This is a genomic window from Streptomyces sp. NPDC002779 (assembly GCF_042888685.1).
In the GTDB taxonomy this organism is placed as follows: domain Bacteria; phylum Actinomycetota; class Actinomycetes; order Streptomycetales; family Streptomycetaceae; genus Streptomyces.
Genome location: NZ_JBIAQC010000083.1, coordinates 1 through 1,371 on the forward strand (window position 1 = coordinate 1; position 1,371 = coordinate 1,371).

Annotated in this window: 1 protein-coding gene; it reads right to left on the reverse strand. The window is 64.9% G+C overall.

Annotation, left to right across the window (positions count from 1 at the left end):
- Nucleotides 1-38 precede the first annotated feature (38 nt).
- Nucleotides 39-1,244 carry an IS256 family transposase gene (locus ACFYW5_RS37970; RefSeq protein WP_389421696.1) on the reverse strand — a complete coding sequence of 402 codons (1,206 nt, stop codon included), beginning with the start codon at nt 1,242-1,244 and terminating at the stop codon, nt 39-41.
- Nucleotides 1,245-1,371 lie beyond the last annotated feature (127 nt).

The window sequence follows — 1,371 nt, forward strand, 5'->3', positions numbered from 1 at the left end:
GGTGTGTCCAGTCAACGGCTGATCTTGGTTGTTGAGGGTCAGTGGCTGGTGGGGGTGAGTCGGCCTTCGAAGGCGATCTGGAACGCGTTCAGCGGTGCCTTCCAGCGCATCGTCCAGCGGCGCCGTCCCTTGCCGGTCGGGTCCAGGCTCATCAGTGCCATGTAGACGCACTTCAACGCGGCCGCCTCGTTGGGGAAATGCCCACGGGCTCGGACGGCCTTGCGGATGCGGGCGTTCACGCTCTCGATCGCGTTCGTCGAACAGATCACCTTGCGGATCTCGACATCGAAGGACAGGAAGGGCACCATCTCGGCCCAGGCGTCGGACCACAGCTTGATCACGGCCAAATACTTGGTGCCCCACTTCTCGGAGAACTCCAGGAACCGTTCGGTCGCCGCGGCCTCGCTCGGCGCCGTGTAGACGGGCTTGAGATCCTTGGAGACCTTGTCCCAGTCCTGGCGAGCGCAGTAGCGGATGCTGTTGCGAATCAGGTGAACAATGCAGGTCTGAACGACCGTGCGGGGCCAGACGGTCTCGACCGCGTCCGGCAGACCCTTCAGCCCGTCGCAGACGAGCATCAGGACATCTTCAACTCCGCGATTCTTGAGCTCGGTGAAGACCTGGAGCCAGTGCTTGGCGCCCTCGCCGCCGTCGCCGGCCCAGATCCCGAGGATGTCGCGAGTGCCCTCGACGGTCACAGCCATCGCAACGTAGACGGGCCGATTAGCGACCTTGCCATCGCGAATCTTCACATTGATGGCGTCTACGAAGACGACGGGGTAGACGCGATCCAGCGGGCGGGCCTGCCATTCCGCCATGCCCTCCATCACCTTGTCCGTGATCGTGGAGATGGTCTGCTTGGACACCTCTGCCCCGTACACCTCGGCCAGATGAGCCGATATCTCCCCGTGCGTGAGGCCCTTCGCGGACAGTGAGAGCACCATCTCGTCCACGCCGGTCAGACGGCGCTGCCGCTTGCGGACGATCTGCGGTTCGAAGGTGCCGGCGGTGTCGCGGGGCACCTTCACCTCGACCGGACCGACGTCGGTCAGCACGGTCTTCGACCGGGTGCCGTTACGGGAGTTGCCGCTGTTCCGGCCGGCCGCGTCGTGCTTGTCATAGCCGACGTGATCGGTGATCTCGCCCTCCAGGGCGGACTCCAGCACCCGCTTCGTCAGCTGCTGCAACAGCCCGCCCTCGCCGGTCAACTGCAGCCCGTCCGACCGGGCGCGGTCGACGAGCATCCCGATCAGCTGCTCGTCCGACACCGCCTCCCCAGCCGACTCGACGACCGGCTCCTCCACGGCTTCGTGCTCGGTGATGGTCTCGCTCATCAGGCGTCTCCTTGATCATCGGATCCGCCGTCTATTG